General features: G+C 69.2%; 23 protein-coding genes and 1 pseudogene. 16 read left to right on the plus strand and 8 right to left on the minus strand.

Annotation, left to right across the window (positions count from 1 at the left end; genetic code table 11):
- Positions 1-257 precede the first annotated feature (257 nt).
- A complete protein-coding gene (locus tag HJD23_RS42765; RefSeq protein WP_171109918.1) occupies positions 258-815 on the minus strand; it encodes an XRE family transcriptional regulator in 558 nt (185 codons plus the stop codon).
- 9 nt (positions 816-824) lie between these two features.
- Positions 825-950 (minus strand): hypothetical protein, encoded by a 126-nt coding sequence (locus HJD23_RS44885; RefSeq protein ID WP_277347792.1) that lies wholly within the window; start codon positions 948-950, stop codon positions 825-827.
- Between the two features lie 147 nt (positions 951-1,097).
- Between HJD23_RS44885 and HJD23_RS42770 the strand changes: the two genes are divergently transcribed.
- On the plus strand, positions 1,098-1,496 hold the full coding sequence (locus tag HJD23_RS42770) for a hypothetical protein (protein WP_171107095.1): 399 nt from the start codon (positions 1,098-1,100) through the stop codon (positions 1,494-1,496).
- 33 nt (positions 1,497-1,529) lie between these two features.
- Here the strand turns inward: HJD23_RS42770 and HJD23_RS42775 are convergent.
- Both HJD23_RS42775 and HJD23_RS42780 read right to left on the minus strand, forming a co-directional pair.
- A pseudogene (locus HJD23_RS42775) lies at positions 1,530-1,903 on the minus strand (helix-turn-helix domain-containing protein); the annotation flags it as partial.
- Between the two features lie 249 nt (positions 1,904-2,152).
- Positions 2,153-2,545, minus strand: coding sequence for a MerR family transcriptional regulator (locus HJD23_RS42780; protein ID WP_240980954.1), 393 nt, complete (start codon positions 2,543-2,545; stop codon positions 2,153-2,155).
- Between the two features lie 201 nt (positions 2,546-2,746).
- Between HJD23_RS42780 and HJD23_RS42785 the strand changes: the two genes are divergently transcribed.
- A complete protein-coding gene (locus tag HJD23_RS42785; protein WP_240980955.1) occupies positions 2,747-3,901 on the plus strand; it encodes a beta-lactamase family protein in 1,155 nt (384 codons plus the stop codon).
- 961 nt (positions 3,902-4,862) lie between these two features.
- Here HJD23_RS42785 and HJD23_RS42790 read toward each other — a convergent pair.
- Entirely contained in the window at positions 4,863-5,135 is a 273-nt protein-coding gene (locus HJD23_RS42790) for a hypothetical protein (RefSeq protein ID WP_171109917.1), read from the minus strand.
- A gap of 563 nt (positions 5,136-5,698) precedes the next feature.
- Between HJD23_RS42790 and HJD23_RS42795 the strand changes: the two genes are divergently transcribed.
- Complete coding sequence (locus HJD23_RS42795) at positions 5,699-7,240, plus strand: VWA domain-containing protein (RefSeq protein ID WP_171109916.1); 1,542 nt, start codon at positions 5,699-5,701, stop codon at positions 7,238-7,240.
- A 668-nt stretch (positions 7,241-7,908) separates the two neighbouring features.
- Here the strand turns inward: HJD23_RS42795 and HJD23_RS42800 are convergent.
- Entirely contained in the window at positions 7,909-8,361 is a 453-nt protein-coding gene (locus HJD23_RS42800; protein ID WP_171109915.1) for a MerR family transcriptional regulator, read from the minus strand.
- Between the two features lie 113 nt (positions 8,362-8,474).
- On the opposite strand from HJD23_RS42800, the gene HJD23_RS42805 reads away from it, so the two are divergent.
- The 3 genes from HJD23_RS42805 to HJD23_RS44600 all read left to right on the plus strand — a co-directional run bounded on the left by HJD23_RS42805 (position 8,475) and on the right by HJD23_RS44600 (position 10,373).
- Entirely contained in the window at positions 8,475-9,302 is an 828-nt protein-coding gene (locus HJD23_RS42805) for an oxidoreductase (protein WP_171109914.1), read from the plus strand.
- Positions 9,303-9,654: 352 nt separating this feature from the next.
- Positions 9,655-10,188 carry a transposase gene (locus HJD23_RS44595; RefSeq protein WP_240981024.1) on the plus strand — a complete coding sequence of 178 codons (534 nt, stop codon included), beginning with the start codon at positions 9,655-9,657 and terminating at the stop codon, positions 10,186-10,188.
- On the plus strand, positions 10,110-10,373 hold the full coding sequence (locus tag HJD23_RS44600) for a hypothetical protein (protein WP_240981035.1): 264 nt from the start codon (positions 10,110-10,112) through the stop codon (positions 10,371-10,373). Before HJD23_RS44595 ends, HJD23_RS44600 begins: the two co-directional genes overlap by 79 nt.
- Here HJD23_RS44600 and HJD23_RS42815 read toward each other — a convergent pair.
- A complete protein-coding gene (locus HJD23_RS42815; RefSeq protein ID WP_171109913.1) occupies positions 10,336-10,662 on the minus strand; it encodes a hypothetical protein in 327 nt (108 codons plus the stop codon). The genes HJD23_RS44600 and HJD23_RS42815 overlap by 38 nt on opposite strands.
- Before the next feature lie 106 nt (positions 10,663-10,768).
- On the opposite strand from HJD23_RS42815, the gene HJD23_RS42820 reads away from it, so the two are divergent.
- The 6 genes from HJD23_RS42820 to HJD23_RS42845 all read left to right on the plus strand — a co-directional run bounded on the left by HJD23_RS42820 (position 10,769) and on the right by HJD23_RS42845 (position 17,785).
- Positions 10,769-11,068 carry a transposase gene (locus tag HJD23_RS42820; RefSeq protein WP_171134068.1) on the plus strand — a complete coding sequence of 100 codons (300 nt, stop codon included), beginning with the start codon at positions 10,769-10,771 and terminating at the stop codon, positions 11,066-11,068.
- Positions 11,065-11,952, plus strand: coding sequence for an IS3 family transposase (locus tag HJD23_RS42825; RefSeq protein ID WP_171134108.1), 888 nt, complete (start codon positions 11,065-11,067; stop codon positions 11,950-11,952). Before HJD23_RS42820 ends, HJD23_RS42825 begins: the two co-directional genes overlap by 4 nt.
- Positions 11,953-13,008: 1,056 nt before the next feature.
- Positions 13,009-14,187, plus strand: coding sequence for an ATP-binding protein (locus HJD23_RS44890; RefSeq protein WP_277347793.1), 1,179 nt, complete (start codon positions 13,009-13,011; stop codon positions 14,185-14,187).
- 25 nt (positions 14,188-14,212) lie between these two features.
- On the plus strand, positions 14,213-15,931 hold the full coding sequence (locus tag HJD23_RS44895; protein WP_277347794.1) for a transposase family protein: 1,719 nt from the start codon (positions 14,213-14,215) through the stop codon (positions 15,929-15,931).
- Positions 15,928-16,671, plus strand: coding sequence for an ATP-binding protein (locus tag HJD23_RS42840; RefSeq protein ID WP_171117007.1), 744 nt, complete (start codon positions 15,928-15,930; stop codon positions 16,669-16,671). The genes HJD23_RS44895 and HJD23_RS42840 overlap by 4 nt, the downstream gene beginning before the upstream one ends.
- Before the next feature lie 13 nt (positions 16,672-16,684).
- Entirely contained in the window at positions 16,685-17,785 is a 1,101-nt protein-coding gene (locus HJD23_RS42845; RefSeq protein ID WP_206326316.1) for a hypothetical protein, read from the plus strand.
- A gap of 20 nt (positions 17,786-17,805) precedes the next feature.
- Here HJD23_RS42845 and HJD23_RS44615 read toward each other — a convergent pair whose 3' ends face one another.
- The gene (locus HJD23_RS44615; protein ID WP_240980956.1) at positions 17,806-18,114 is read right to left on the minus strand and encodes a hypothetical protein; all 309 of its coding nucleotides are present in this window, start codon (positions 18,112-18,114) and stop codon (positions 17,806-17,808) included.
- Positions 18,115-18,631: 517 nt separating this feature from the next.
- Between HJD23_RS44615 and HJD23_RS42855 the strand changes: the two genes are divergently transcribed.
- The 4 genes from HJD23_RS42855 (at position 18,632) to HJD23_RS42870 (ending at position 24,532) form a co-directional block, all read left to right on the plus strand.
- Complete coding sequence (locus HJD23_RS42855) at positions 18,632-20,854, plus strand: helix-turn-helix transcriptional regulator (RefSeq protein WP_171117011.1); 2,223 nt, start codon at positions 18,632-18,634, stop codon at positions 20,852-20,854.
- Between the two features lie 6 nt (positions 20,855-20,860).
- On the plus strand, positions 20,861-21,418 hold the full coding sequence (locus HJD23_RS42860; RefSeq protein ID WP_171117013.1) for an XRE family transcriptional regulator: 558 nt from the start codon (positions 20,861-20,863) through the stop codon (positions 21,416-21,418).
- A 466-nt stretch (positions 21,419-21,884) separates the two neighbouring features.
- The gene (locus tag HJD23_RS42865) at positions 21,885-24,110 is read left to right on the plus strand and encodes a hypothetical protein (RefSeq protein ID WP_171117015.1); all 2,226 of its coding nucleotides are present in this window, start codon (positions 21,885-21,887) and stop codon (positions 24,108-24,110) included.
- Entirely contained in the window at positions 24,107-24,532 is a 426-nt protein-coding gene (locus HJD23_RS42870) for a hypothetical protein (protein WP_171117017.1), read from the plus strand. Before HJD23_RS42865 ends, HJD23_RS42870 begins: the two co-directional genes overlap by 4 nt.
- Positions 24,533-24,573: the final 41 nt, after the last annotated feature.

A 24,573-nucleotide genomic window follows, 5' to 3' on the forward strand; every position in this document is an offset into this window, starting at 1 on the left:
TAGCAGGGGCTTGGCCGGCGCACATCGAGCCAGGACCGGTACAACATCGTCCACCGGCTCAAGCAGAACAAGCAGCCCTACTACCAGCAGATGAAGCCACTGCCCGACGCCTACGCCAACCGACTCATCCAAGCCATTGACGCGGGACTCTCCAGGGCCAGCTGAAGCATCCTCACAAGTCGCCAACTCGCGCGCTCACTCGCCATATCAAATGCTCAGTCACAAGTGGTCCGGGCTCGCGGGCTGTTCGGGGACGCCTACAGTTCGAACTCGAGGTGCACGATGTCGGTGAAGCGCACCTCCTCCAGCTGGCCGTCGCGGCGGCCGCCGTCCTGGAAGTACACCTCCTTCAGCGCTTCGGCCGCGATCTCCTGCAGGCGCTGCTCGGTGGCAGCCTGCTCCTGGGCCTCGAAGAGACGGGCGGCGTACTGCGGCGGCAGCGCGACGGTCAGGTGCCGGATGCGGTCCTGGTCCGTCGACCCGACCGGCGCGGTGTAGCCGAGCCGGGCCTGGATGTCGATGACGATGCCGCCGGTGGTCGCCGCCTTCTGCCGCGCCTTGGCGCGGATCTGCGGCTGCCAGCGTGCCTTGACCTCGCGCTCCAGCCGGGCCGCGAGCTCCGGGCGAGGCTTCTTGGCCTCGTCCTTCACGTACCGCTCCACCTGGCGCTGGGACATCTCCAGCAGTTCGGCGACCGCCTTGGTGCCCTTGAGCTGCTTGACCAGGTACCGCATCTGCGCGCCCGCGCTCTTGGGCGCCGGGTGGGTGAACGCCTTCTGCACCGCGGCGTCCAGGCCGTCCCCGAACAGGCTCATCGCCCTCTCCTACTCTCCGTTGTCGGCGTCGGTGACGGTGCCGTTCTTGATGTACCGGGCGAAGTTGAGCTCCGGAGCCTTGAACTGCTCGCGCACGATCTCACCCGCGGCTTCGAAGCCTGCAACGTAGGGCACCTGCGGGCCTCCTCCGTAGGTGCCATAGTGCTCTGTCCGGGAAGGTTCGCCGGGTTGTTGGGAGGGTGGATGGCGTGCAATGACTTCCGACGACGGAGATCCGCCTCATAGGATCTTGAGCCCAGGCACGGATGTCGGAGGGCGACGATGGAAGAACCGCGGATACGCCTCGGCAGCGATGATGTGTGGCTGGAACTGGCTCGGACCGATGGCGACAGCTGGCAGGTCACTGCAGATTGGTGCTCGTGGCTGACAGCTGACTTCACCGCGGATCTCAGCGCTGCGGAGGTCGTGGACTTCGCGGCCCGCATGCTCTCTCACCTGCGCGTGCCGTCGGGTGGACGCTTTTCGGCGGCGGTGACTCCCGGTCGGAACAATCCGCTGAGGTTGAAGGCGGAGCCCGTCGGGGACGGTTTCGCCTTTTTCGTGCGTCTGACTCCCAACGGCGACGATGACGTGTGTCATTTGCAGATGGAGATCGATCCGATCGCCACGTTGGAACTTCGCGAAGCATTCAGTGCGCTGCACGCGGCGCTGGTGGTGTGACCCCTGGGAACATCTGGTCAGGCCGCCATCGGCTTTCCGCAGGTAAGCGACGAGTTTGCGCAGTGAGCAGCAGGTGAAAGGCTGGCCGAGCTTGGTGGGGCGGGTGGTGGCCGTCTGCACGACGGAGTCCTCTTCGTCAGTGCTGAGTAGGCGGGGACGGCCTCCCGCGCACTGAGGGGCCAAGCAGGCCAGGCCGATTTGGTTGGACCGGTGGATCACATCGCGGACGGTGTCCTTGTCAGCCTGCACCAGTTGTGCGATCACCGGGACCGGGTTCCCGCCGCCGAGGCCAGCAGCATCATCGCGCGTCGGTAGCGCACTGGACTCGCGCTGCCCCGGTGCACGATCTGCTGCAGCTTCTGCCCCTCCTTGTCGGTCAGTCTGCGCACACGGACAGGCTCTGCCACAGCGCCTCCAGCAGTCGGAACGGGCGTCACCGCACATCCAACCGCCACGACCACCAACCCGGCGAACCCTAGGCGGTCAGAGCAATAGTTCTGCATGACGTCCGCGAAGGGGTGGCGCGGTGCTGGTCGGTCGTGGTCGTGAAGGTCAGATCCTTCGGTCCTCGGCGCGACTGCTGGAGCAGTGCCCGTGCCGTCTGCTCAGCGGGGTGCTGCTGCTCGTTGATCTCCATGCACCGGAAGGTAGGAACTTCATACTGGTGTCAAGGTCAAGTCGCGGTCTTCGATCCGTCCGGCGTGCCTCGCTCGGGTAGGCGTGGAGCGCCGCCTGCTGATCGCTGAGGGTGGCGGTGCGTGCGGCGAGCCGATCGCGTTACTCGTGCACCTCCTGCAGGAATTCCGTGCACAACGCATGTGCGTCAGCGCGAGGTTCAGCAGAGAGGTGGGGTAAGACGTCCTTGATGAACCGGACGGCAGCCCGGACTCCAGCAGTGAGCGGACGACGGGGACCCGATCGATCGTGGACTGGCAATGGTCACGGTACCCATTGCCGCGTCGACCAGGCACGATCAAGCTCTCGTTCTCGTAGTAGTGCAACGACCTGGTACTCACGCCGCTGACCCTGGAGGCTTCGCCGATCTTCATGGCTGGAGACAACGCTCGGGCGCTGCGCGGCCTTCCGGTCTCTGCGTTGCAACGAAGGGAACATCTCACTCAGCGTCAATAGCCTGCTGTCCCGCAACAGCGAGTCGGCGACGGACGGTGGCCAGGGGTGGGGCTAACCGCAGTTCTCTTCGCTGGCTGACCTCAGTGACCTCGTCGCCGGGCCTCGACACACTCAACTGCATGGGGATTTCAGCGAAGGCGTGGATCGTGTCCGTGATGCTGGTCGTGGTCGGAGCGCTGCTCCTGGCCGGTACGCCGGCGGTAGCCGGCCCGGGGCAAACCCAGCTTCAGCGGGACCTGGACGCCTTGCGCGATCTGGGTGTCACTGGGGCGCTGGCGCGGTTGGAGACGGGCGACGGGGTGCAGACCGCGCGAAGCGGTGTGGCCGAGCTCGATACCGCCCGCCCTGTGCCGGGTAACCCGGTGCTGCGCGCCGGCAGTGTGACCAAGACGTTCGTGGCCACCGTGGTGCTGCAGTTGGTCGCGGAAGGAAGGTTGTCGCTGTCCGATCCGGTCGAGCGGTGGCTGCCGGGGGTGGTGGCGGGCAATGGCAACGACGGCCGACACGTCACCGTACGGCAGCTGCTGCAGCAGACCAGCGGGCTCTACGACTACGCCAACGACATCTACCCGACCCTCACCACGCCGGAGGACTACCGGCGCGAGCGGTGGCGGACCGCGGGCCCGGACGAACTCGTCGCGCTGGCCATGCAGCACGCCCCGGCAGATCAGGTGTGGGCCTACTCCAACACCAATTACGTCCTCGCCGGCATGGTCATCAAATCCGTCACCGGCCGTGACTGGACCACCGAGGTCCGCGAGCGGATCATCGCCCCACTGCGGCTGCGCCACACAGCCACACCCGGTACCTGGCCGTTCCTCCCTCACCCGCACGCCCACAACTACCAGCAGTGGACGCCCGACGGCCCGCTGATCGACACCACCATCGCTGTCCGGGCTCTCGACAGCGGCGCGGACGGGTCGATCATCAGCACGGCCGAGGACCTCAACACGTTCATCACCGCCCTCGTCGGCGGCCGGCTGCTGCCCGCGGCCCAACTCGCCGACATGCAGACCCTGGTGGAGGTACCGTCCGATCTCCGCGGGCACACCGGATACGGGCTCGGGCTGTACTACCACCCGTTGCCGTGCGGCGGTGGCTCCTGGACCCACGGCGGCAACGGGATCGGCTACAACGTCGAGGTGATAGCCACCCACACCGGCGCCAGGCGACTGACCGTCGCGGAGTTCAGCCGTTCGTTCGACCCCGCGGCGGAGGACGCACGGGCTGCCGCACGTCGGACGCTGATTGAGCGCGCCATGTGTGGCCGATGACGACGACGGCCGTGTCGGGTGTGGCTGAGCGTGACCCGTGCTCGGGTTGCGGTGGCCAGCAAGGCGCCCCAAATCGACCTGGTTGGCAGATAAGTGAGCGATACAGGCGGCTGTTGCAGATATGTCGGCAGTTTGTGACAGTGGTCGCGTGGTACCAGCGTTGCGCGGGCTGGCGGGCAGTGTGGTGAGTGTCGGCCGGCAGGCCGTACATCGCACCACGCATCCGCGGGCGGCTCATGCCGCGGGCCCGGGGGTGCCGGCACCTCTGCGAGGAGAGCCTGTGTTCCCTTGCCTGTGCGTGACTTCGTGCCGTGTGGTCACTGCTTTCGGCGGTTGCTGTTCTGGTGGGGGCCGGTGTTGTGTGGGTGTTTGCGGCTGAGTGTGGCTGGCGTGGCCCGGCGGTGGAGGTCAGTTCTGCGCGGTACGATTGGCCGGGCCGTGATACCCGTTGAAACCGCTGCCTGATCGGGGAGTGGGTGGAGGTCACCAACACCACTCGTCGCAGCGTGAACCTGGACGGCTGCACGCTGTCCGAGGAGGACGGCAACGTGTACACCTTCGACCGCTTTCGTCTGCAGGGGTGGGCAACGGTCCGCTTCCGCATGGGCGAGGGTCGTGTTCGTGGTGTCGGTCTGTACCGGGGCCGCCCTCGTCCATGTGTGGGGCAGCCGCTCCGGTGCCGCCGCTCTGCACGACGGCCGCGGTTGCTTCATCGGTGTCTTCTTCTGGCGCGGCCGCTATGACGGCGGTAGCGATGAGGGACGTCACGGGGGTGGCCGCGGCGATCGCCGCTGGCCCGGCGTGCCGGTGAACTTGTAGCAGTTCACTGCCGGTTGCGTGCTCGGCGGCGGGTCCAGGCGCTTCGTGCTTGTGCGTGCCGTCGGGCTTGTACTGGCGTGCGCCCGGCGGTGGGCGGGCGGTGTATCGCACCGTCGGGCTGGACTTCGAGGGCTGGTGCCGGTCACTTTGTGTGCCGTTCCGGTAGGGGTGAGTAGCGGGTGGGTCCTGGTGTTCGGCCTTGTGGGGGGTAGTCGCAGTCGAGGCTGGAGATGTGGTAGTCGTCGCCTTGGCTCTGGTCCTGGTCGACGACGACTGCAGCGGTGCAGACGCGGCCGTGTTCGTCGGTGAATGTGATGGTCTCGCTGTAGTCGGTTGGGGCGTTGTTGCATCCGGCGAGGAGCAGGGCTGCCGTTGTGGCGGCTATCGCTGTGCCGGTCCTCCTGGGCTGTTTCATTCCTCGTCCCTCCTTGCCCGGTTCACGGTTCGGCTGGGTTGCTGGTCGAGAAGGTAGCTGTCAGCGGTGGTTGGGGGCAGAGGCCTGGCACGTACCCCGGCGGGGGTATCCAGGGTGCTGCTCGTGTAGGCGGGGTCCGCGGCGTGCTGGGCGTTTGGGCGGAGTCCTGGCGTGCGGTGGTGTGCTGTCAGGTTTGTGCATCGGCTGCTGCTGCTGCCTTGTTGATATTTCCCGTGCGCGCATGGGTGGTTGGCCTGGTGGGTGCTGTGCGGCCCGATCCGTGGTGTTCGGGGGTGGTCCGGGGCGCTGTTGTTTTCCGTAACGTGCGCACTGCTGCTGTTTTCCCTGGCCTTGCGTGGTTTCGCCCGCAAGGGAGGCGGCGCGGCAGGTCTCCGGAGGGTCACCTGCCGGTCTCGGCGGGCCCGGGCCGTAGCCCCTTCGAGATGGAAGCGCAACGCTTTGTCGTGCACGTTCCGGCCGTCTGTGCCGTCACAGTCACAGATGGCGGCGTTCGGCGGAAGTCAACGTCCGGTGGGAGTCTGCGGACACTGGGGGCATACGGCATGAAGCGGTACCGGATACGGCGGTTCAGCGGGGTGCTGCTCGCCTTCACCATGGCGGGTGGCCTGCTCCTGACGGGTTGCGGCGCGGGTGGGAGTGGCGGCGGGGGCGGGGCGGACAGAGCGGAACGGGCCGACGGCTTCCCGGCCCCGCCCGCCCCGGACTCCGGCGAGGGCAGCGGTGAGCAGCGGCGGGACGGCACAGACGGCGGGTTCGCGCCGGCGCCCGATTTTCTGTCCACTTTCGCGCTCGATGTCGATACGGCTTCGTACGGCTATGCCCGCCGTACGCTCGCGGAGGGTGGTCGGCCGCATCCGTCGACGATCCGTCCGGAGGAGTTCGTCAACAGTTTCCGCCAGGATTACGAGCGTCCCGACGGAAACGGTTTCTCGGTGAGTGTGGACGGTGCCCGGACCGGCGATGAGGACTGGTCCCTGGTCCGTGTTGGCCTGGCTACCCGTCCGGCCGGGGATGATGGTGAGCGTCCGCCCGCCGCTCTCACCTTTGTCCTGGACGTCTCGGGTTCCATGGCTGAGCCCGGCCGTCTGGACCTGGCGAAGGAGTCCCTGGGTGTGATGACGGACCGGCTGCGTGACGACGACTCGGTTGCGCTGGTCACCTTCAGCGACGAGGCCGAGACGGTTCTGCCGATGACGGGACTGGGCGGCAACCGCGGCAGGATCCGCGACGCCGTCTCCGGCCTTGAGGCCCGGCAGTCGACCAATCTCGGCGCGGGCGTTGAGAGCGGTTACGCGGCGGCCGTGGAGGGCTTGCGCGAGGGCGCCACGAACCGGGTCGTCCTGGTCTCCGACGCCCTCGCCAACACCGGTGACACCGACGCCGGCACGATCTTGGAGAACATCGCCGGTGCCCGCCGCGAGCACGGCATCACCCTCTTCGGTGTGGGTGTCGGCAGTGACTACGGCGACGAGCTCATGGAACGCCTCGCGGACCGTGGCGACGGCCATACAGCGTATGTCTCAACCTCTGAGGAGGCCCGCGAGGTCTTCTGCGAGGAACTCCCGCGCCATGTCGGTCTGACTGCCCGTGACGCCAAGGCGCAGGTCGCCTTCGACCCGGAGACGGTCGCCGAGTTCCGCCTGATCGGTTATGAGAACCGTGAGGTCGCCGACGAGGACTTCCGTGACGATGGCGTCGACGGCGGTGAGGTCGGCCCCGGCCACACGGTCACCGCGCTGTATGCCGTGCGCACCAGGCCGGGTGCCGGCGGCCACCTCGCCACGGCCACGGTGCGCTGGCTCGACCCCGAGACCCGGGCCCCGCACGAGGAGTCCGGCCGGGTGGAGACCGCGGCCCTCGGTGACTCCGTCCGCAGCGCGTCCGCCCGCTTCCAGGTCACGGCGGTGGCCGCCTACTTCGCCGACGCGCTGCGCCGCGGGGACACCCGCTTCACCCCGCTGCCGGGTGCTCCCGGTCTCGGTGAACTCGCCGCGCACGCGCAGGATCTGGCGTGGCAGACGCAGGACGAGGCGGTGCGGCAGCTGGCGTCCGCCATCGAGCAGGCCCGGGGCCTTGCGTCCTGACGGAGCCGCCGCCGTACGATTCGTTGATCGTTCCTTGGTTCTGAGTAGTTGATCCTTGCGTCAACGATGTGTACCGGCAGGCTGGAACCGCTCAGGCGCCGCGACGTGAGCGGAGCACAACCTGGCAGGTGTCGGCCATCGCTGCGTCAGCAGCACCCCCCTTGACGCTGATGCCGGCCTGATCAAGTAACGGCAGGGGGATCAGGAACACCTGCTCACCGTCGAAGGATTGCCGTGTGCCCTGCGAGACACTGCGGGGGGGGGGCGGGCTGAGGAGGTTGCGGAGATACCGATCGAGACGGAAAGCCGCCTCGCCCCCTGGGAGTACTGGCCTGGGGCCCCGGCCCGCCGGAGCCCCCAGCCGACGTCCCCGGGATGCAGCTGCATCGGCGCTTCGCGATCGGCCACGGCGGCCCCGGCCAGGGTCCTGCCGCGATGAATTCACGCAGGGCCGGACCGGGCCGTCGTCCGGCGCGGGGCTGTGTGGATGGCCGTGCGCATGTCGGGTCTGAGAAGCCATCCGCTTACCGATCGAATGGGGTCGTCAGTTCGAATGCAGGTTTCCGGCGGTGTGCAGCCGGATGGCGCGGAGGTCGGCGGACTGGTGATGCGGGTGTCGGAAACGGCAGCTGTTGGGTGCCGGCTCCGCATATTCCGTATCCGGCCGGTCATGCTCCTTGTGGCGGGTGGCACTCCTGGCGAGTCCCGGCCTGTGCGGTGTCGGGGTGGGACGGATTCCAGAGCCGGTCGGCCTCGCCGCGGGCGACGTGGTCCTCGTAGATCCGCACCTTGTTTCGCATCACGTCCAAGGTCTGTTGCAGTTCCCGGATCTGCGTCTCCACGTGGCTTTCGTGCCGGCGTAGCAGCTCGAGGCGCTCGTGTTCGTTTCCCGGGCCCTGGCGGACCAGGTCGATGTATTGCCGGATCGTCGCCAGTGACATGCCGGAGGAGCGCAGCTTGGTGCAGATCGCCAGCCACTGCAGGTCTTCCTCGTGATAGATCCGGCGGCCGTTGGACAGGCGGCGTACCGGGTTGGCGAACAGGCCCTCCCGCTCGTAGAAGCGCAGTGCGTGAACGCTGAGCCCACTGCGCCGCGCCACCTCACCGATACTCAGGTCCATGAGCGCCCTCCCCGTCACACAGATGTTGATCTAGACCCGACTCTAGGTTCTAGCGTCGGGCTGTTGGCCATCGGGGCCATCGGGGCCATCGGACGAGGGGAGTACGGGAGAACATGAGCGTTTGGTTTGTCACGGGTGCCTCGCGTGGGTTCGGCGCGGAGATCACTCGTGAGGCGCTTAACCGCGGGCATCGCGTGATCGCTACGGCCAGGGACATGTCGGCGGTGCTGCGCGCATACCCGCAGAAGCCGGCAGGACTGCTGTCGGTGAGCGCGGACGTGACCGAACCGGAGCAGCTCACGGTGGCGGTGGAGGCGGGCCTGGCGGAGTTCGGCCGGATCGACGTCGTGGTCAACAACGCGGGTTACGGCCTGGTGGGCGCGATCGAGGAGACCTCTGACACGGCTGCCCGGGCATTGTTCGACGTCAACGTGTTCGGCGTGCTCAACACGTTGCGGGCGACCCTGCCGACGCTGCGCGCCCAGCGGTCCGGACACATCTTGAACATCAGCTCCGTGGGCGGCTTCGCCACTGCTCCGGCGGTGGGGCTGTACGGTGCGTCGAAGTTCGCCCTGGAGGGCATTTCCGAGGCGCTGCACGGCGAGCTGGCCCCGCTCGGCGTGCGCGTCACGATCGTGGAGCCGGGCGGCTTTCGCACCGACTTCCTCAACGGCTCCAGCATCCAGGTCGAACCAGCCGCCATCGAGGACTACGCCGCCGGCGCGGGGCCGGTGCGCGAGGCACTGGCCCACAACGACGGCCGCCAGCCGGGTGATCCGGTGAAGGCGGCCAAAGCCATCGTCGACATCACCGAGGTCGACGAGCCGCCGCTGCGCCTGCAGTTGGGTGCGGACGCGGTCGAGCGCGTCGAGGCGAAGCTGGATCTGGTGCGACGCGAACTCGACGAATGGCGTCACGTAGCGCTCTCTACCGCGATCTGAGAAGTCATCCACTGACCGGGCTGCCGGTTCGAATGCGGGTTCCTGATCGGGTGGTCGCACCGGGGTCGATGCATGAAGACAGGACCTCCTTGGTGGCACGGCGATGCGAGTCAGCTGAGCTACGGGAGGTCCTGTTGTTGTACGCGTGTCGGTCTGCGGAGTCCAACTCGGCTGTGTCGCCGTGCGATTGTCTCGCTCACCGGTTCGGGAACGCGGCCGGTCATCCGGAGCGGATCCCGTACTACGGCTGAGGACATGACGGAGACCGAGTGGCAGCAACTGCGCCGTCTGCTGCCAGTGCCGGCGTGGCTTCAGGGCCGGCGGGCGGCCGGAAGGCTACGGCCAGCGCGTGATGCTCGACGCTGTGCGGTACGTCGTCGACGACGGGATCAAGTGGGCGAACCTGCCGAAGGACTTCCCGCCGTTCAAGCGGGTGCACGCCTTCGCCCGCCGCCGGCAGGTGACCGGCCTGCTCGCCGAGCTCCACGACCGGCTCCGTGACCGGGTGCGGGCGAAGGAGGGCCGCAGCCCGGATCCAAGTGCGGCGATCGTGGACTCGCAATCGGTGCGAGCCGCGGCGAATATCCCCAGGTCAACGTCTGGATGGGATGGCGGGAAGAAGGCGGGCGGCCGAACGCGGCACGTGGTGGGGGACTGTCTCGGCCTGGTGCTTGCGGTGCTGGTGACCGCGGCGAGCGTGCAGGACCGCCAGGCCGCCGTGCCCGGCTGCGGGAGCGGCACTTCTCCATCCGCCTCATCCGGGCGGACTCCGCCTGTGCGGGCCGGCTCGTCGACTGGAGCGCCGAGATGCTCCGCCTCACCCTCGAGATCGTCAAACGCTCCGACACCACCACGGGGTTCGTGGTGCTGCCGCGAAGGCGGGTAGTAGAGCGAACGCTGAGCTGGCTGGTCCGCCCGCGTCGGCTGGTGCGCGACATCGAGACGCTGCCCGAGATGCACGAGGCCATGGTGCTGTGGTCCATGACCATGCTGATGAACGCCCGCCTGGCCGGACGCCGCCGCGACGCCTTCCTCACGCGGCCACCGGCACCGGCTCCTTGCAGACTGTGAACAGCCCCGGCTCCACCTCGACAGCCCAGCCCCGTGCGGCAAGCCGCTCCAACCGCGAACGCATCCCCTCCACCCGGGCCGGAACCGCCCTGTCGCCCAGTGCGAGTGCGATCTGCTTCGCCCGCATTTTGCCGTCGGCCTCCGGCGCCGCCAGGACCACCAGGATCCGCTGGTACTCGGGGCAAGCACCTTTCACACCGGCACCCTCGACGCGGTGCGGCACCGCCGAGCCCGTCACAGCGGCGGCCTTCACCTGCCCCGTCGTCTCAGCGTCCGGCTCGGCCAGCACCTCGGTGACAGTCTCACGAGCCTGCCCGAGCCGCTCCAGTGAAGCTTCCCCTTGATCGTGGACACCTGGAGACTGGGACCTGAGGTTCCAGAGGAAGTAGCACCAGGTGGGAAGCAAGTACACGAAGCGGTACACCGAGGAGTTCAAGCGGGACGCGATCGCGCTCGTCGACTCCTCGGGCAAGACGGTCACTGCGGTGGCCCGGGAACTCGGCATCAGCTCGGAGTCCCTGCGTGGCTGGTACCGCCGGGCCAAGGCGGACCGGGGCGAGGGCGAGCCCGGTGAGCTGACCAGCGCCGAGCGCGAGGAACTCAAGCGGCTGCGCAAGGAGGTCCGCGAACAACAGCAGACGATCGAGATCCTGAAAAAAGCGACCGCCTTCTTCGTGAAGGAGAACGACCGGTGAGCGAGCTGTACCGGTTCATCCACACGGAGAAGGCGAACTACCCGGTCGTTCTGCTGTGCCGGGTGCTGAAGGTCGCCCGCTCGTCGTACTACGCGTGGTGTGATGGCGAGGCGGCCCGCCGCGCCCGGGAGGCCGCGAACGACGCGCTCGGGCATGAGATCACGGTGCTGCACATCGCCTCCCGCCATACCTACGGTGTCCCGCGCATTCACGCTGAACTGCGACGCCTGGGGCAGCGGGTGAACCGCAAGCGTGTCGCCCGCGTGATGCGCGAGCGCGACATACGCGGCGTCACACGGCGCAAGCGCCGCTCGCTGACCCGGCCGGATGCGAAGGCGAAGCCGGCCCCGGACCTGATCGGCCGTGACTTCCACGCCGAGCGTCCCGGGATCAAGCTGGTCGGCGACATCACCTACCTGCCCACCGCCGAGGGCTGGCTCTACCTCGCCTGCTGGCTGGACCTGGCCACCCGCGAGGTCGTCGGCTATGCCATGGCCGATCACCACCGAGCCGACCTCGTCGTCGACGCCCTGGACATGGCACATGGCCGGGGGAACCTGGAGCCGGGATGTGTGATCCACAGCGATCGCGGCAGCGAGTATACCTCGTCCCAATTCCGTTACCGGATAGAGGAGTTGGGACTCCGGCAGAGTTGCGGGCGGACTGGGTCATGTTTCGACAATGCCGCCGCGGAGAGCTTCTGGGCCCTCCTGAAGGAGGAGATCGGCACCCGGACCTGGCCCGACCGGGCGACCGCCCGCGCCGAGGTCTTCACCTTCATCGAGACCTTCTACAACCGCCGCCGTCTGCGCAAGCACAAAATCTTCGGCTACCTCACCCCGGCCGAGACCAGGCAACGACACCAGCACGCCCTTGCGGCGTAACGATCACGTGTCCGAGATCACGGGGAAACTTCACCAGCTGCACTTCCGCCGCGCTGAGCGCAGCCCTGATCCGCTCGGCCTCCTCGCGCAGCCGGACGACCTTTGCACGGACCTTCTTCTCCCGGGCCTCCAGCAGACCGAGCACCGACGGCATCAGCCACCTCCCCGAACATGACACGAGTAGACAAACACCCGAACTATCCCGCCACCAACCGAAGTTCATGCCCGACCAGCAGAAATTCACCGATCACATTCGGAATGCGGATGGCTTCTCGTAACACGCTTTTTGGGGCGTGGCGAGGTGGCCGTGTGCGGCGGCGTAGGTGCGCGCGTGGGCGAGCCCGGGTCCCGTTCCGCAGGGCTGGGCGGTGATCTCGTGGGGGCGAGGGGCGAGGGGCGAGGGGCGGCGGTCCCGGCGGTGATGCCGATCTCCGCCAGCAGCAGCTGCTGCGGCGGCGGATGCAGCTGCTTGTAGCCGGTGCACTGTACGGACAGCCCCTTGGCCCAGCCGTCACTGCCGTCCGGCCACCTTCTGCAGCCCCCTTGGCGCCGGTCTCGGGCATGAGCGCGGACCCGGTACCAGGTGCGCTGCCACGCCAAGGGCCACGGCGGGTTTTCACCACAAGTCGATCGCGTCGGGCACCTGAAGGTGCGCGCCGGGTTCGTCCTGGCGGCGGGTGAGGAAACGCTGGGCAGTGAGCCACTTCCCGAGCAAAACCTGCGATGTGCCGGATTGGGGTCAGTGGGTGGGTGTCAGTGACGGGGTGTCAGGTTGGGGTGTTTTCGCTGGTGGGGTCCTGAGGTCGGACGGGGTCACTGACGTGGGGTGGTGCTCGTTGCCGATGCCACTGTCGTGGGGCGTTACACCCTGTCTCATGTCGCTGTCATGGGAACGGTACTTCTGATCTTTTTGGGGGCGGGCGGGTTCACGGTGGTCTTCTGTCGGGCGTGTGGCCGGGGGAGGGCCGGGTGGGGGAGCGGGAGCTTGAGGGCTTGGTCTCGGTGTCGCGACCGGTGTTGGTGGGGCGGTTGCTGGAGCTTGATGCGGTTGGTGGTTTGACGTCGGCTCATGTGCGGGCGGGTGCGCAGTTGGCGGGGGTGCATCCGCGGACGGTGTGGCGGTGGGTGGAGGCGGCGCGCAGTGAGGGCCGTGTGGAGCGGCGTCGTCGTTCCCGGTTCGAGTTGTCGGAGCAGGCGTGGGAGGTGCTGGCGCAGGCGGGCGGCAATGTGTCTGTGCTGTACCGGCATTTGAAGGAGTGCGGGGACGGGGATGCGGGGGTGTCGCTGGCCTCGGTGTACCGGGCGGTGCAGCGTGAGCTGGCCTCGGGGCGGGTGTTGCCGGACCGTGCTGTGGTGCGCCGGGCAAGGGTGGAGCGGGAGACCCGGCAGGCTCTGTCGGACCTCGCCGTCGCGGGTGTGGGCACCGGCACGCCGTCTGCTTCTGCCGCGGCTGGTCCGGCCTCGCTGACGCCCGCAGGGCGGGCCGCGCCGGTGTCGGATGTGCCGGGCGTGGTGCTGCCGGTGGGGGCTCAGGCGGTGCGTACGGCGTCGGTGCGTGCGGTGGCCGAGGCGGTGGGGCAGGCGATGGCGGCCGGGGGTGCGGCGTGTGTGTTCGGGGATGCGGGGCGGGGCAAGACGGTGGCGCTGCGGATGGCGCTGTCGGATCCGCCGGTGGGCTGGGGCGTGTCGTGGGTGCGGGTGCCGGTGCGTCCGTCGGTGTCGGAACTGCGGCGGGCGGTGTTCGAGGCTCTGGTGTTGCCGGGCCGGTTTCCGCACCGTTCGTCCGAGGCGGATGCGGGGATCGTCGGCGCCCTGGACGAGGCTCGGGTGCTGGTGGTGGATGAGGCGCAGCGGTTGCCGGTGCCGTGTCTGGAGTATCTACAGTCGTTGTGGGACCACCCGCAGGCCCGGATGGCGCTGGTGCTGTGCGGGGCGGGCAGCGAGCGCGCGGTGGCGCGTGTGCCGCAGTTGGCGTCGCGGGTCTGCGCGTGGCAGGAGGTGGGGCGTCTTGCCGGGGGCGAGGTGGCTGCGACGGTGTCTGCCTTTCATCCGTTGTGGGCCGGCGTCGCGGGCGGGGAGTTGGCGTGGATCGACCAGTCCTGCACGCACGGCGTCTTCCGTACCTGGGCTGCCTTGACGACGCATCTGCAGAACGCGCTGCTGACCGTGCCGGATGCGACGGTGGACCGGGCGCTGCTGCGGCGTCTGTTCCGGCGTCTGAGCCCTCCGGCCTGAGCGAATGTGTGGACAGGAGGGGGAGATGGAAGACGGTGGTGCGGCCGGCGCCGCGCGGGGCGGGCTTCCGGAGGCGTCGCGTACCGCGCTGCGCGGTGTGGCGGTGCGCCGACTGCTCGCTCTGCGGGTGCGGGGCGAGCTGACGACCGGCCATGTCCGGGTGGCGGCGGATGCGCTGGGGGTGTCGGAGCGCACCGTGTGGCGGTGGTTGGCCGAGGCCGGCCGCGACGAACAGGCGGCGGACGAGCCCGGGGCCCGGGCCCAGACCGGCACGAGGTTCACGATCACGCCGGAGGTCCGTGCGCTGCTGGCGTTGTGGAAGGGCAATGTCGCCGCGGTGCAGCGTGAGCTCGCCGCCCGCGCGGCCGGGCGCCCCGGAGCTGATGCCGGTACACAGGCCGGGCCGCCGCCGGGTACAGGTCTGCCGCCGGATGTGCCGTCGCTGACGACGCTGCATCGCGCGATCCGTCGTGATCTGACGCCGGGGGAGCGGGCCGGGCTTGCGGGTGGGGAGCGGGCGGCGCGCAAGCACGATGTGTTCCTGGCCCGGCCGCGCGGTTGGCGCAATCAGGTGTGGGAGACGGACCACATGCAGGCGCCGGTGCTGGTCGATGTCGACGGCAAGGCCCGCAGGCCGTGGATCACCTGGTTCACCGACTGCGCGACGAACGCGATCATCGGCGTCGCGGTGACGCCGGGGGATCCGTCGCGGGAGTCAGTGCTGGCCGCGCTGCGCTCCGCGGTCCTGCGCGAAGACCCCTACGGCCCGTTCGGGGGCCTGCCCGAGAAGGTGCGTGTCGACCGCGGCAAGGACTTCCTGTCCAGGACGGTGACTGCCGCGTTCGATCTCCTGGACGTGACGGTGGAGGACCTGCCCGCCTACACCCCTCATCTCAAGGGCACGGTGGAGGGGCTGAACCGGGCGGTGGAGGGCATGTTCCTGGCCGCGCTGCCCGGCTATGCCCGTCAGCCGCGCCCCGGTAAGCGTGCTTCCCGTTCGAAGGACGAAGTGCTGCTCGGCTTCGAGGACTTCACCGCCCGGCTGCTGGATTGGACGCTGTGGTGGAACACCGAACATCGCCCCGCGCCCTTGCGGGGCAGGACTCCGCTTGAGGCGTGGCAGGACGATCCCACCCCGCTGCGGGACGTGCCTGCGGCGGATCTGTGGACGTTCACCCTGGAGGACGCCGGCACCCGCACGCTGACCACTCGCGGCATCCGCTTCAAAAAGCGTGACTACGTGGGGCCGTGGATGACCGGCCAGGCCGGGATCCAGGTCCGGGTCCGTTTCATGCCCCACCACGACCACCGGATCGAGGTCTACCACGCGGCCACCGGCCGCTACCTGGGGCCTGCGGACCTGGCCGACCAGGCCACTGACGAACAGATCAGCGCCGTACGGCGGGCGCGGGCCGCTCGCTCCCGCCGTCTGAAGAAGGACCTGGAGGCTTCCCAGCGCGAGCGCTACGCCGCCGTGAACCAGCCCGAGGCGCCCCGGCGGCTTGGCGCGCTGACCACCGCGCAGGCCGAGGCCGAACTCGCCCAGAGCGCCGACACGCACCTCGCGCAGCTCGCGCTGCCGGACCTCATCCCGCCCGCTGCGCCCCCGGCCGACTGGCGCACCCCGCCCTCCCTCGCTACCCGGACCACGCCCGGACGGCCTGCTCCCGTCCTGTCCGAACCTGCCGCCGACGGCCCACCTGAACCCACTGCAGAGACCGCTGAAGACGGAGACGCCTCGTGACCGCGGCCACCTACCAGTACGTCGACCTGCCCGATGCGTCTGTGGTCACCACCCGGGCCCTGCTCACCGCCCGGGAGAACATCGCCGACACTGTCGCCGCCCGCGCCATGATGTGCATCCACGGCGGCGCTGGCTTCGGCAAGACGCTCGCCGTCAACATCTGCCTGCGCGGACTTGAACCCCACGAGGACGTCCGCAAGATCACTTTCCGTGCCCGGCCCACCGCCCGTGCGGTGCGCTACGAGCTGTTCACCGCGCTTGACCTGGCCGGTGAACCGCCGCGCCACCCCAGTGAATTCGATCGCCTGCTGAAGACTGCCCTGGCCGAACGCCCCCGCACCTTCCTCGTGGACGAGGCCCAGTGGCTCAACGGGGAGGCCTTCGAGTACTTCCGCTATCTGTGGGACGAACCGGCCACCCAGCTCGCGATCATCTTCGTCGGCGGGGAGGGCTGCCACACCGTGCTGCGCCGTGAACCGATGCTGTCCTCCCGGATCTTCATCTGGCAGCACTTCACCCGCCTTACCCCCAGCGAGGTCCTGGAGGCCATTCCCTTGTTTCATCCGGTCTGGGCCGACGCCGACCCCGATGACATCACGTTCGCCGACCAGCACGCCGCGCACGGCAATTTCCGCGCCTGGGCCCAGTTGACTGCCCACACCCGCACCGCCCTGGCCCGCACTGGCCGCCCCAGTGTGGATCAGGAGCTGCTGCGCTGGGCGTTCAGCCGCCTCGCCTGACCACCACGTCGCCATGCCGCCAGCCGTGCCACCGTCCGTCACCGTGGTCCTCGACCCAGGCGACGACGCGGTCCACACGCACACCGCCCTGGCCGCCCACCATCCGCCGTCCGGCCGGATCACCCTGCACCCCGGCCCGGGCACCACCAGCGAAACGGGCCTCGCCCACGACCTTCTGGCCGCTCTGGGTAAACCGCCCCTGCTCCCGGGCCGTTTCCCCGCCGGCCGTCAGCCGGCCTGGGAAGCCGCCACCGCCTGGATCAACGCCCTGCCCGTGAACCGGCTGACCGTCCTGCGCGCCCACCGCCTCACCGCCCGCCGCACGATGCGCCTCCTGGAACTGCGCACCCTGACCGGCATCCACCTGACCCTAGTCTGCCACCGCCCTCACCTGCCCGCCGCCCTGCACCAGGCCCTGCAGATGGCCGACTACGCCATCACCGCCGACTTCCAGGCCGCCCGACGCCGCTACTACGGCACAACCGCTCCCGTAGCCCAGCCTGCCGACGAGCCCGCCCGGTCGGCCAACCGGTGGCTCACTGTGCCCGCATTGGAGCGCCTGGTCTCCTACGACAGCCCCGCTGCCTGTACCGGCCCGTGTACGCCGCCGCCGATCGTCTTCCGGCACCGCCCGCCACCGACACCCCTCACCGAGCAGACGGCCCGGGAAGCCGCCCGGCGCCTGGCCGCCGCGACGGCCCATCCCCGCCTGGCCGCCGCTGTCACTGCCGCGCTCTTCACGGGTGCTTCCCTCCAGCAGCTCGCCACCGCCCGCCCCGGCGACTACGACGACGCCGCGGCCACCCTGGCCCTGCATGACCGCGCCCGCTACACCGACGGCTGCGCCTCGCACCGGGTGCCGCCGTGGGCACGCGTCTTCCTGAAAGCCGCCGTGTGCTTCGCCCGGCTCGCGCCCGGCCAGGACCGGCATCTGCTGGTCGGCCCCCACGACCGCACCAACCTGCTGCGCGTGGCCGAGGGCGCCAGGCTCCGCCCGCCCCAGCCGCCCGCCGACCAGCGCACCGGCCGTATCCAGTGGGACTGGCGCGAACGCAAGGAAGCACAGCACTACGACGCGATGCTGACACGGCACCAGATCCCGCCCTCGCGCTGAGCCCGAACCCTGGTGCACGGTCAGCCGATGGAGAAATCGGCGAATTCCACATCGGTGAAGGCGATCCCGAGACCGTGGGCACGCAGGCCTCCGTCCCGGAAGTAGGCATGTCCCAAAGCACGGGCGAGGATCACCATCTGCTGCTGCTCGCCTCCGCCGGCGTCCCGGGCGGCGAACAACTCGCGGGCTACTTCTCCCGACAGGTACTGGGTGATCAGCCGTACTCGCGGATCGTCCGACGATCCTGCCGACGCGGCGAATCCGAACCGCGCCCTGGTGTGGAGGACAAAGCCGTCGGCCTCGGCTCGGGCCCGCTGGCGGGCCCGCACCCGGGGCTGCCACCGTACCCTGACGGCCTCATCTATCAACCCCGCATGCACAGCACTGGGACGGCGGCGCATTCCCGGACGGGTGGTGACCCACCTCTGTACCGTGCGCTGGGAGATCCCCAGAAGGACAGCCACGTTCTTCGTGGAGCCCTTCTCCGTCTTGAGCAAGAAACGTACAGCGGCCTCACTCGTAGGCACGGGACGGGTCAGCAGCGCTCGCTCGAGCCCCCTGACGATCTCACCCATGCCCGCCCCCGAGCGTTCTCCACCGCGATGGCTGGTGCACGGCGGCCGTCTGCGCTCCCAGATCTCTCACACCAAGCCGCTCCCCGCGGCCAGTTCAGGCAAAGCCAAGACACCACCGCAAACCCTCGGCTAAGGAGCCTGAAGCAGCCGAAGCCCGAGGGCGCCCCTTCCCGGGGCAACTGTGCCACCAACCGCCGTTTACGGGATTCGGTACGCGTTTGGTACGCGAAATGTACGCTTCACGCTAGGGTTGCGGGACTGGAGGTGCTGCATGTCCGAGCTGTTCGACGCGGTCGATGCGCTCATTGCGTCCCGCTCCCCGTTGCCGCCGCCGGTGGAGCGCAAGCGGCTGCGCCAGGCGCACGGCCTGACGCTGGAGGAGGTGGCTGCCGCATTGCAGGTGCGGCGCGCGACAGTCAGCGGCTGGGAGGCCGGCAAGACCGAGCCGCGGCCGCCGGAGCGCGACGCCTACGCCCGCATGCTCAAGCAACTCGCCCAGCTCTACCCCGCCAACGCTCCGGTGCTCCCTGAGGACACGGCGATCCCCGAGACGCCTGCCGTTCCGGCCGCTCCTGCGCCATCGGCAGTTGAACCGGCCCGAGCCCGCACCGCACCCACAGGCCCGGCTGCGGAGCCCGCGAACACCGCACCCCGCTCCGCTACTCCTGCCGCTGTACCGCGCCCGGCGGTCACGACCAGGCCGACATCGCGGCGCCCGGCCGCGAAGAAGGCCGCCCCCGCCAGCACCCCGGTGGGCGGTGCCGATCCGCGTTTTGAGAACGGGCCGCTTGCGGTCGTCGACGTTGCCGACGGCAAGGCGTACGCGTACTGCGTCGGCGGCCTGGTCCTGGACGTACCGGCGAAGTCGATTCCGGCCCTGGTGGAGTGGACGCTGCGCGAGGCGAAGCTCGGCCAGCCGAAGTTGTCCGGGCCGGGCAAGGACGCCGACCCGCTGATCGTGCTGACCGAGGTGGCGTGCGAGTACTACGGCCTGCCCGTCACGCTCACACAACAGGAGCGCCTGGACGGGCGGCTGCCGGAGGGCCACAAGGTCATCAAGCAGCTGACGCGCGCCCACTGGCAGCTGACGAAGCGCGGGTTCGGGCCGTGGGCGAGGATCTACCGCCCCGCGCAGGGCGCGGAGCGCTCCTGCGTGCAGTTGTGCATCCCGTCGTGGGACGCGCTCGACACCCGGCACTGGGCGAACGCGGGGCAGCTGCCGCCGGCGGACCTGGCCCGGCTGCTGGGCACGTATGCGGCCCGGGTGATGACGCCGCGCGGCTCCACGGCCGTGACCGGTCTGGAGCTGATGACTGCGCTGCATCCGCCGACCCGCGCCTCGGAACCGGACGCGACGGGCAAGCGGCACTCCGAGCACAACCCCGGCTCGCTGGGCAAGGACCCGGTGGACTGCGCGCCCTGCGAGGCCCCCGACGGGCACCCGGTCCTGGCGGACCTGCCGCGCTTCCACCACCGCACCCCGGCGGAGGTCCTGGTGGAGGAGGCGTACGACTGGGCGCGCCCGCTCACCGACGCCGAATGCCTTCGCCCCCACCTGGTGGGCATCGACGTGAACATGGCCTTCGCCGCTGGCGCGAACGGCCTCACGGTCGGCCTGGGCGCGCCGACGCACGTGAAGAACCCCGTCTTCGATCCGAAACTGCCCGGCTCCTGGCTGGTCGACCTGAGCCACGTCGACCTGTCCCGCGTGAAGCTCGCCAAGGACAAGTGGGCGGACCTGGACGGCGAGCTGCTGCCTAGTCCGTTCACCCCGAAAGGCGAACGCCCGACGGGGCCAGCCTGGTACGCCACGCCGACGGTGGCGTACGCGGTGGAGCTCGGCCACGACGTCTCGCCGATCGAGGCATGGGTGCGCTACGACAACGGCCGCTACCTGGACGCCTGGTACAACCGGCTGCGCGACGCCTACCTCGCCACGATGGCCGACCTCGGCGTGCACGCGGACATGCCGCCGGCCGACTTCCTCGCGGTGATGGACGGCTACCGGCAGCGTGACCCCCAGCTGGCGATCGTGGTGTCCGCGATCAAGGCGACCGTGAAGGGCGGCATCGGCAAGCTGCGCGAGCGCCCGCGCGGGGAGGGCTGGAAGCCCGGGCAGCCGTGGCGGGCCCTTGCCCGGCCCACCTGGCGCCCGGACATCCGCGCCGCCGTCATCTCCCGGACCCGGATCAACATGCACCGAAAGATCGTCAAGCACGCCGCCTTCACCGGGCAGTATCCGGTAGCCGTCCTCTCGGACTGCGCCGTCTACGCGTCCGACGGGCCGTCGCCGCTGGACTTCCTGCCCTACCGGGACGGCAAGCCGCTGCCCGGCGGCTTCAAACTCGGAGTGAACCCGGGCTTGGTGAAGTGGGAGGGCACCCAGAGCGTGCTGTGGGGCGAGGGTGTCCGCGAGCAGTTCAACGCCCCGGAACTCAACCTCGCGCGGTACATCAAGGACGGCACCGTCACCGACCCGGACACCGGAGAGTAGACCGCGATGAGCATGTTCGGGGACGGCCTGGACGCCGCGGTGCAGAAGGCGTTCACCCGCCCAGCCCCCAAGTCAGCTGGTGCGCAGATGCGGTACCTGGTCAAGCAGCTCAAGGGCACCAAGGCCGTCGCCCAGATGCTGCGGATCTCCCAGCGCACCGTCGAACGGTACGTCAAAGACCAGATCAAGAAGCCGCGCCCCGATCTCGCTGCGCGCCTGGAGCGTGAGGTGAAGAAGCGGTGGCAGCCGCAGATCAGGGCCCAGGCGCGGCAGAAGGCAGCGACCACGGGCGGCATCGTCATCGACACCCGTGCCCGGATCGGCTACACCGCGCCGATCGGGACGACGGACGAAGACCGGCTGCGGCACCTGACGGTCGCGCTGCCGCCCCAGTACGCCGCCCGCCTCTTCGACGCCCAGGAGCAGGGCGCCAGCGACCAGCAGCTCCAGCAGATCGCCGCCGAAGCACTCAAGGAGGTGTACTTCCAGGACAGCGGCCGCCGCGCCGGCCAGTTGGAGGAGGTCCGCTTCACCGGCATTGAACACCTTGAGTTCGACCTGTAGAGAACGGCTGTGACGAGGTGAGCCCTGGGCCGTCGGCCTGTAGCTCGCTCATCCAACGGCGTCTCGCTGCAGTAGTTACGGCGCCTTCACGAAGCGGCGTCACCGAAAGAGGGCGGCGTTGTCGGTGGTCCCCGGTACTCTGGACGACAGCATTCGGCTCCATGCCGTGAGTCTTCCTGAACCCCCAGTGGCCCATCTGGGTCGGGGGCGTCCGCAATGACCGTCTGGTCACGCGATCCCCGGATCGCGACACGATCTTCGGATCGTGACGACCACCGCGTCGCGGCAGAGGGCCGACGAGCGGACGGGTTCAGGCGCTCATATCGCGTATGCGTGCGGCGGCTGAGACTGATGACCCCCGAGAAAGTGCGGGTGTCCGGGCGCCTTCGTGCTCTGCCCGGACCGGCCGGCCCAGGCAGCCGCATGGCGCCCAAAGGGCGCCGTACCCCCATCTCGGGAGGCAGCCATGAATCCCCACGTCATCGAGGACTACGAGTCCGACGAGGACCACCCTCAGAGCAATCCGTTCCCGGGCGCTGACAAGGTCACGTGGACGCGCACCTTCTCCGTCGCGCTGCACGAGACCACCGGGCTCCCCCTGGAAATCACCGACGGTCTCGCCCCCTACATCGTCCGCCCCAAGGACTATCTCCTCCGGCAGCGTGGCGAAGACGGTGCCGAGTACCGGATCAAGCCCGGAGTGATCAACCGCGAGCCGAGCACCGGCCTCGACATCATGGAGGTCACCGTCCATGGTTTCGCTGGCACTCCTGGCGAGTACAACGAGCGCATCCGCCGCTTCTTCCACTCTCCCGCGCGCCACAACCCTGACCCGGCTCGGATGCTTCCGCGTCTGGTCACCGGCCGACACGAGGGCGCGCTGCCGGCGGCATTCCTGACGACCGCGGCCCCGGTGGACAGCCAGACGCTGAGCGGGCTGATCGGCACCATGACCGACGCCCTCGACCAGGCCGACGGGGACCGCGGCTACAAGCTGATCGACGACATGCAGGTCTACGGGCAGAACGAGACCACCCTGCACGCCCTGCTGCTGCGTCAGGTCCGGGAACTGGTCAAGGAACTGGACGGTGGCACCACTACCCAGGTGCGCCGGGTCCTCGACGCGACGGCCATCAAGGGCGCGAACCGGAGCCGGGCCCGCCTCGCGCTTCACGGCCTGGTGCCGAAGGACATCATCTTCGGCATCGATCGCGGCCTCCTCGGACTCGACGGTGTCGACGGCGTGCCCGCGAAGGTGGCCGACCCCGCGGTGTGGGTGCCGGCGTTCGCGGAGAGGCTGCGCGCGGCCTTCGACGACGAACGGCACCCCTTGCACGACCAGGCGAAGCAGGCCGCCATGGTCGCCACGGTCAAGATGCAGATCATCGTGGGTACCGCCGCCCCGGAGGACTTCCACAACGTCGTCTTCGACCCGAACCGGGCCGACCACCGGCGCCCGCCCCTGAGTTACACCCTGGTCGAGAAGGCGGCCTCCGACCTGCGTGCCGTCCTGCGGGATGCGAAGCAGCGCGGATGGATCAGCGAGGAGGAGCGCGCCTGGCTCGCCGGGGAAGGCCCCGACCCCGAGCACCGCCGCGGCGAAGCCATCGTCACCGCCCGCGACCGGCGCGACCGAGCCCTGTACGCCGTCGTCTTCCCCAAGGACCCCACCCGGGCCAGGGCCCTGCGCCGGGTGCTGGGCGAACCGGCCCGCTACGCCACGACCAAGGACCACGTCTGGCACCGCCTGCGCATGGTCTCCTCGGTGATCGGCGAGGGGTACAGCTTCCGCTGGAATCCTCGCGTCCTGGACGGCCTGCTGAGCAGCACCTTCATCAAGTCCCAGGGGCACCTCGCCGAGGAACCCGCGTGGGACAAGGTGATCGGCGCCGTCAGCGCCACCAACCAGCCGCTCGATCTCGATGCGCTCGACCGCTTCCTGACGACCCGCGGAATCCACTGGCTCGCCGAGTACAAGATCATCGAGGCAGACCGTGGGTCGATCGGTGCACAGAGCGGCAGCGGGGAGCTCGAGGACGGCGAAACCGTCGCCGACAAGAAGATCCGCCGGAGCACGATTAACGCCCGCAAGGCCATGCTCAGCCAGCCCCGCCGGACGATCGGGCTGATGAACGAGCTCGCCAGGGCAACGGCCAAGAACACCACGCCCCGGCAGGTGGACATCCAGGGCCTTCCCATCGAAGACACCAAGGCGGACAAGTCCTGGTTCGACACGGCCTTCCCGAAGGCCCAGACCAAGCGCCCGCCGACGTCCACGCCCCGAGGCAGCAGCACCGATGGGACAATCCCGCAGCCTCCGGACCCGACCCCCCTGGAGATCTTCAACGACACCCGTGGCCGCTTCTACGACGCCGTCACCGACGATCTGCCCGCGGCCCTGGTCGAGGTGCTCAAGACGGCACGTTCCCTTCTGTCCGACGCGCAGAAGGCCGGTCAGCGGCCTCTGCACGGAGCCGTGGAGCCGGAAATTGCCGCTCTTCTCCGCGCTCTGTCCGTGGTGCACTCCGACGTGGGCATGCTGAAGTCGGCCATCATCGACATGCAGTACGGCACCCCGGCCATCGAGGAGTCCGCTTCGGAGAAGTTCCTCACGGAAGCCAGCGACACCGACGAGGACGACGACCTGGCCGAGTTCGAGGAGGAGTTCGCGGAGGAGGGTGACTCCCTGTGAGCGGCACCCTGCCGACCGGCCCGGTCCTGACCGACGGCCGCCTGGGTGCCCTGCCGCGAGCAGCCGGCCGGTACCTCGACGAGGTTCTCTTCCGGCCCGTGCGCTGGGCCGAGCGATGGCGGTACGAGGAACTGGACATCACGACCGCGATCTACCTGATCTCAGACACGGAGCACCGTCTCCGCTGGCTGGGGCAGGCCAACCGTACGGACGGCCTGCTCGGGCGGCTGGACAGGCACGACAACAACCCGGCGAAACGCAGGGTATTCGCCCGGATCCGCGTCCTGCGGCTCACCGATCACACGCCGCCGGAGGCCGTGGACGCGATCGAGGGCCGGTGCGCCGACCTCCTGCGGATCCGGGATGTGATGCGGCCGCGGAGGTGGCCGCCTGCCGACGACTGGTTCGCACTCACCTCCTGACGCGTGTGCGGTAAGACGCCCCCAGTGATGCTGCGGGGCGT

Source organism: Streptomyces sp. Z423-1 (genome assembly GCF_013009255.1).
Classification (GTDB): Bacteria; Actinomycetota; Actinomycetes; order Streptomycetales; family Streptomycetaceae; genus Streptomyces; species Streptomyces gossypiisoli.